Annotated in this window: 6 protein-coding genes; all 6 read left to right on the forward strand. The window is 72.1% G+C overall.

Going from position 1 to position 6,737, the window contains the following annotated elements:
* The first annotated feature begins 3 nt into the window (after window positions 1–3).
* The 6 genes from ACZ7HT_RS30250 to ACZ7HT_RS30275 all read left to right on the forward strand — a co-directional run bounded on the left by ACZ7HT_RS30250 (window position 4) and on the right by ACZ7HT_RS30275 (window position 6,538).
* Entirely contained in the window at window positions 4–384 is a 381-nt protein-coding gene (locus ACZ7HT_RS30250) for a PPOX class F420-dependent oxidoreductase (RefSeq protein WP_471171691.1), read from the forward strand.
* A gap of 90 nt (window positions 385–474) precedes the next feature.
* On the forward strand, window positions 475–1,782 hold the full coding sequence (locus tag ACZ7HT_RS30255) for a UL36 very large tegument protein (RefSeq protein ID WP_471171692.1): 1,308 nt from the start codon (window positions 475–477) through the stop codon (window positions 1,780–1,782).
* A gap of 198 nt (window positions 1,783–1,980) precedes the next feature.
* Window positions 1,981–2,823, forward strand: coding sequence for a nitrilase-related carbon-nitrogen hydrolase (locus ACZ7HT_RS30260; RefSeq protein WP_471171693.1), 843 nt, complete (start codon window positions 1,981–1,983; stop codon window positions 2,821–2,823).
* On the forward strand, window positions 2,820–4,103 hold the full coding sequence (locus ACZ7HT_RS30265) for an aspartate aminotransferase family protein (RefSeq protein ID WP_471171695.1): 1,284 nt from the start codon (window positions 2,820–2,822) through the stop codon (window positions 4,101–4,103). Before ACZ7HT_RS30260 ends, ACZ7HT_RS30265 begins: the two co-directional genes overlap by 4 nt.
* 19 nt (window positions 4,104–4,122) lie before the next feature.
* A complete protein-coding gene (gene hydA / locus ACZ7HT_RS30270) occupies window positions 4,123–5,526 on the forward strand; it encodes a dihydropyrimidinase (protein WP_471171697.1) in 1,404 nt (467 codons plus the stop codon).
* A gap of 10 nt (window positions 5,527–5,536) precedes the next feature.
* Window positions 5,537–6,538, forward strand: coding sequence for a TIGR03842 family LLM class F420-dependent oxidoreductase (locus ACZ7HT_RS30275; protein WP_471171699.1), 1,002 nt, complete (start codon window positions 5,537–5,539; stop codon window positions 6,536–6,538).
* Window positions 6,539–6,737: the final 199 nt, after the last annotated feature.

Here is a 6,737-nt window from a genome sequence, read left to right on the forward strand (position 1 = left end):
GGCATGATGCCCGAAGAGCTGCGGCGCGGCCGCTACGTCAGCCTGACCACCTTCCGGAAGAACGGCACGGCGGTCGCGACACCCGTCTGGTACGCGGTGGAGGGCTCCGAGCTGTACGTGTGGACCCGCTCCGACTCCTGGAAGGTCAGGCGGCTGCGCAGCGACTCCCGGGTCGAGGTGGCCGTCTGCGACCTGCGCGGCAACATCGCCGAGGGCGCCGGACGGTTCGCCGGGACGGGGCGCCTCGTGGAGGGGGAGGAGCTGCGCCGCATCCGGCGCCTGCTCGCGCGCAAGTACACCTGGCAGTACTGGCTGACCGACGTGCCGGCCATGCTCGTCCGGCTCGGCAAGCGCCCGCACACCGGGATCGTCGTCACGTTCTGAAAACGGTCCGTAGTCGTCCCGTAACACGACTGCGGTCCAATACCCCCGGACCGGAAGGCTCCAGTCGACTGCGGGGCAGGTGCGTGACGCGTGACGGTGTTTCGAATCCCGGTGGAAGTCGCCGCGTTCACGCGCTGGCTGGCCGAGCTCTGCGGCCGTGTCCCACCGGGCGCGGGCTGGTACGGGGTCTTCGCCGCCCGCGACCCGGAGGGCCTGCGCGCCTGCCTCGACGGGGCCGACATCCTGCCCTGGGACATCGTCGAGTCCCTCTGCCAGGACGCCGGCGAACCCGTCGGCGGGCCGTTCGCCACGCACGGCCGGTTCTTGTACGAGGCGGCCGCGCGCGTCCACGACGGCCGGCCCGGCGGGGCGGAGGCCCTCGCGGAACGCCGGGACCTGATGGAGGACGAGCGCCGGTACGCCGAGACCCGGAGCCGCGAACTCGCCGAGCGGCTGCGCGGCACCCAGGACCCGGCGGAGGCCGCCCGCCTGGAGCACGACCTCGCCTGGACCCACGACGACCACGCGCGGGCGGCGGCACGCGTCAGGGACCTGACGGGCAGGCTGGTCCGCCTGGGGAGGGGCTCTGCCGCGGCGGCGCCGAGAACACCCTGCGCTTCACCGGCCGCCCCGGCCTCGGCCACGGCGCGTGCCGCCGCTGACGCGAAGCCCGTCAAGGCCGGGCGGCGCCCCCGGGGTGCCCGGTACGCCTGGCTGGAGGAGGGGGCCGAGGCGGCGGCGGATCCGGCGCCGCTGCCCGCGCTCCCGGCCGGGGGAGCGGCACCCCGCGGGGCCCGCTTCGGAGGAGCGGCCCCGGCGGAGGCCCCCGCCGCGGAGCCCGCCACCGACCCCGTGGAAGCCGACCCCGTGGAAGCCGACCGCGCCGCGGCCAACGCGGTCTACGCCCTCCGGCGCCTCCGCGCACAGGGCCGCAGCGGCGAGGCGCACGCACTGCTCTGCGAGGCGCTCGCCGGGCCGCCGGCGCGGCTGCCCGCGCTCGCGGAGCAGCTGCACCGGGCCGGGCTCGGCGCCGACTGGGCCACCCTGCTCTGGGAGGCGGCCTCGCTGCCGCCCGCCCGGCTCGCCGCCGTCGCGGGCGTGCTCGCCGACGCGGGCCGGACGGCCGACTGCGAGCAGCTGCTCCGGCAGGGCGTGTCCCGCCCGGCCGAGGAGCTCGCCGGGGCCTGCGCGGCGCTGCGCGCCGAGGGCCACCACCGCGAGGCACGCGCGCTGCTGACCGCGTTCGTCCGGGTCCGTACCCCCGAGGACGCCGCCCGGCTCGCGACGCTGGACCCGCACGGACTCGTCCCCCACGTGCTGGCCGCGGCCCGCGCCGTGTCCGCGTCCCGGGAGCGCGACCTGCTCCACGCCCTGCGGGTGGCGGGCCTGGCGGGGTGACAACGGGGGCCCGTATCCGTACTGGTCAGTACGTGTCGGTACGTGTCCGACGTGGACTACTCGGGTATGAAACATGATCGACCCGGCCGCTTCGCGGCGGCGGTCTTGCTCCGGGGTGTGACGGGGCTTACGTTCTCCTCCTACGCACCGCGTCTACGTGCGTAGAGGCTCTCTGACGCCGTGCCGAAGGAGCAGCTCATGACCGCTGTCGTACGCGCCGCGCTCGTCCAGGCCACCTGGACCGGCGACACCGAATCCATGATCGCCAAACACGAGGAGCACGCCCGCGAGGCCGCCCGGCAGGGCGCCAAGGTGATCGGCTTCCAGGAGGTGTTCAACGCCCCCTACTTCTGCCAGGTCCAGGAGCCCGAGCACTACCGCTGGGCCGAGCCGGTCCCGGACGGCCCGACCGTCCGCCGGATGCGGGACCTCGCCCGCGAGACCGGCATGGTGATCGTCGTCCCCGTCTTCGAGGTCGAGAGCGAGGGCTTCTACTACAACACCGCCGCCGTGATCGACGCCGACGGCAGCTACCTCGGCAAGTACCGCAAGCACCACATCCCGCAGGTCAAGGGCTTCTGGGAGAAGTACTACTTCCGCCCGGGCAACGCCGGCTGGCCGGTCTTCGACACCGCCGTCGGGCGGATCGGCGTCTACATCTGCTACGACCGCCACTTCCCGGAGGGCTGGCGCCAACTCGGCCTCAACGGCGCCCAGCTGGTCTACAACCCGTCGGCCACCCACCGCGGCCTCTCCTCGTACCTCTGGCAGCTGGAGCAGCCCGCAGCCGCCGTCGCCAACGAGTACTTCGTCGCCGCCATCAACCGGGTCGGCATCGAGGAGTACGGCGACAACGACTTCTACGGCACCAGCTACTTCGTCGACCCGCGCGGTCAGTTCGTCGGCGAGGTCGCCTCCGACAAGGCGGAGGAACTCGTCGTCCGTGACCTCGACTTCGGCCTCATCGAGCAGGTCCGGCAGCAGTGGGCGTTCTACCGGGACCGCCGCCCCGACGCGTACGACGGGCTGGTGCAGCCGTGAGCAGCCTCTACGACCGGCACAAGGCCGTCATCCCCGACTGGATCGCCCTCTACTACCGCGACCCCATCGAGATCACCCACGGCGAGGGCCGCCACGTCTGGGACGCCGACGGGCGCAAGTACCTCGACTTCTTCGGCGGCATCCTCACCACCATGACCGCCCACGCCCTGCCCGAGGTCACCAAGGCCGTCGCCGAGCAGGCCGGGCGGATCATCCACTCCTCGACGCTCTACCTCAACCGGCCCATGGTGGAGCTCGCCGAGCGCGTCGCCGGCCTCTCCGGCATCCCCGACGCCCGGGTCTTCTTCACCACCTCCGGCACCGAGGCCAACGACACGGCCCTCCTCCTGGCCACCGCGTACCGCCGCTCGAACCAGATCCTGGCGATGCGCAACAGCTACCACGGCCGCTCGTTCTCCACCGTCGGCATCACCGGCAACCGGGCCTGGTCGCCCACCGGCCTCTCGCCGCTCCAGACCCTCTACGTGCACGGCGGCGTCCGCGGCCGCGGCCCGTACGCCGGGCTCACCGACGAGCAGTTCACCGCGGCGTGCGTCGCCGACCTGGAGGACATGCTCGGCCAGACCCGCGCGGGCGTCGCCGCGCTCATCGCCGAACCCATCCAGGGCGTCGGCGGCTTCACCTCCCCGCCCGACGGCCTGTACGCCGCGTTCCGCCGCGTCCTCGACCGGCACGGCATCCTCTGGATCTCCGACGAGGTGCAGACCGGCTGGGGCCGCACCGGCGAGCACTTCTGGGGCTGGCAGGCGCACGGCCAGGCCGGACCGCCCGACATCCTCACCTTCGCCAAGGGCATCGGGAACGGCATGTCCATCGGCGGCGTCGTCGCCCGTGCCGAGGTCATGAACTGCCTCGACGCCAACTCCATCTCCACCTTCGGCGGTTCACCGATCACGATGGCCGCCGGACTCGCCAACCTGTCCTACCTCCTGGAGCACGACCTCCAGGGCAACGCCCGCCGCGTCGGCGGTCTGCTCATCGAGCGCGTCCGGGCCGCCGCGGCCGGAGTCGCGGCCGTACGGGAGGTCAGGGGCCGCGGCCTGATGATCGGCCTCGAACTCACCGAACCGGGCACCGACCGGGCGAACCCGGACGCGGCCACCGCCGTCCTGGAGGCCGCCCGCGAGAACGGCCTGCTCATCGGCAAGGGCGGCGGCCACAACACCAGCACCCTGCGCATCGCCCCGCCGCTCTCGCTCACCGTCTCCGAGGCCGAGGAAGGTGCCGCGATCCTCGAACAGGCCCTCCGATCGCTCTAGTTGGCAGGGGAGAAGTCCCGTGAGCACCCGTACCCTCATCCGCGGCGGTCTCGTCGTCACCGCCGCCGACGAAGTCCACGCCGACGTGCTGATCGAGGACGGCCGCGTCGTCGCCCTCGCCGCGCACGGCTCGGACGTCGCGGCCGGCTGGACCGCCGACCGGATCATCGACGCCACCGACCGCTACGTGCTGCCCGGCGGCGTCGACGCCCACACCCACATGGAGCTGCCCTTCGGCGGCACCTTCGCCTCCGACACCTTCGAGACCGGCACCCGCGCCGCCGCCTGGGGCGGCACCACCACCATCGTCGACTTCGCCGTCCAGACCGTCGGCCACAGCCTGCGCGAAGGACTCGACGCCTGGTACGCCAAGGCGGACGGCAACTGCGCGATCGACTACGCCTTCCACATGATCCTCTCCGACGTCAACGACCACACGCTCAAGGAGATGGACAAGCTCGTCCAGGAGGGCATCACCTCCTTCAAGCTCTTCATGGCCTACCCCGGCGTCTTCTACAGCGACGACGGCCGGATCCTGCGCGCCATGCAGCGCTCCGCCGACAACGGCGGGCTGATCATGATGCACGCGGAGAACGGCATCGCGATCGACGTCCTCGTCGAGCAGGCGCTCGCCCGGGGCGAGACCGACCCCCGCTACCACGGGGAGGTCCGCAAGGCCCTGCTGGAGGCCGAGGCGACCCACCGCGCGATCCAGCTGGCGCGGGTCGCGGGGGCTCCGCTGTACGTCGTGCACGTCTCCGCCGAGGAGGCCGTCGCGGAGCTGGCAGCCGCCCGGGACAAGGGACTGCCGGTCTTCGGGGAGTCCTGTCCGCAGTACCTGTTCCTGTCGACGGACAACCTGGCGGAGCCGGGCTTCGAGGGCGCCAAGTACGTGTGCAGCACGCCGCTGCGGCCGAAGGAGCACCAGGCGGCGCTGTGGCGGGGGCTGCGGACGAACGACCTCCAGGTGGTGTCGACCGACCACTGTCCGTTCTGCTTCGTCGGGCAGAAGGACCTCGGGCGGGGCGACTTCTCCAAGATCCCCAATGGTCTGCCGGGGGTGGAGAACCGTATGGACCTCCTCCACCAGGCGGTCGTGGACGGGCACATCAGCCGCCGCCGGTGGATCGAGATCGCCTGCGCGACCCCGGCCCGGATGTTCGGCCTCTACCCGCAGAAGGGCACGATCGCGCCCGGTGCCGACGCGGACATCGTCGTCTACGACCCGCACGCCACGCAGACCCTGTCGGCCGCGACCCACCACATGAACGTCGACTACTCCGCGTACGAGGGGAAGACGATCACCGGCCAGGTCGAGACGGTCCTCTCGCGCGGCGAACTCGTCATCGACCAGCGGAAGTTCACCGGCCGGGCCGGACACGGCGCGTTCACCCCCCGCTCCACCTGCCAGTACCTGAACTAGGAGAACGACGTTGGACTTCGGACTCGTCCTGCAGACCGACCCGCCCGCCTCGCAGGTCGTCGGCCTGATGCGCCGCGCGGAGCGCAACGGCTTCCGCTACGGCTGGACCTTCGACTCCGCCGTGCTGTGGCAGGAGCCCTTCGTCATCTACAGCCAGATCCTCGCCAACACCACCAAGCTGCACGTGGGCACGATGGTGACGAACCCGGGGACGCGGACCTGGGAGGTGACGGCCTCCACGTTCGCGACCCTGAACGACATGTACGGCAACCGGACCGTCTGCGGCATCGGCCGCGGCGACTCCGCCATGCGCGTCGCCGGGCGCAGGCCCAACACCCTGGCCCGGCTCGGCGAGGCCATCGAGGTCATCCGCGACCTCGCGGAAGGGCGGGAGGCCGAGGTCGACGGCAACCCGATCCGCATCCCCTGGATCAAGAACGGCAAGCTGCCGGTGTGGATGGCCGCGTACGGCCCCAAGGCGCTGGCCCTGGCGGGGCAGAAGGCCGACGGGTTCATCCTCCAGCTCGCCGACCCGTTCCTCACGGAGTGGATGGTCAAGGCGGTCCGTCAGGCCGCCGCCGACGCGGGCCGCGACCCCGACGCGCTCACCATCTGCGTCGCCGCCCCGGCCTACGTGGGGGACGACCTGGCGCACGCGCGTGACCAGTGCCGCTGGTTCGGCGGGATGGTCGGCAACCACGTCGCCGATCTGGTCGCCAAGTACGGCGAGCACTCCGACATGGTGCCGGAGGAGCTCACCGCGTACATCAAGGACCGGCAGGGCTACGACTACTCCCACCACGGCCGGGCCGACAACCCCGACACCGCCTTCGTCCCCGACGAGATCGTCGACCGCTTCTGCCTGCTCGGCCCCGCCGAGGCCCACATCGAGAAGCTGCGGCACCTCAAGGACCTCGGCGTCGACCAGTTCGCCGTCTACGACATGCACGACAACCGCGAGGGCACCATCGACGCGTACGGCTCCGAGATCATCCCCGCCCTCAACGCCTGACGCGGGGCCGCGGTCCGGCAGACGGCCCCGGACGGCCACATCGTCTTTCGCTTCATGCGGCAGTCCGCCCGGGGCTTTCCGGCGCCAGGCGGTGGATGGCTCGTGACCGGTCAGGAATCGAGAAGCCCCGGCCGCCACCCACCCCCTAGCGTGATGGTCATGGCAACCACCGCTTCCACCGCAGCCCACACGTCCCTCG

It is taken from the genome of Streptomyces sp. NPDC037410, from assembly GCF_055602235.1.

Excerpts from the sequence above, each read along its gene's own strand:
- ACZ7HT_RS30250 (WP_471171691.1), top strand. The coding sequence starts at position 4 with ATGATGCCCGAAGAGCTGCGGCGCGGCCGCTACGTCAGCCTGACCACC.
- ACZ7HT_RS30260 (WP_471171693.1), top strand. The coding sequence starts at position 1,981 with ATGACCGCTGTCGTACGCGCCGCGCTCGTCCAGGCCACCTGGACCGGC.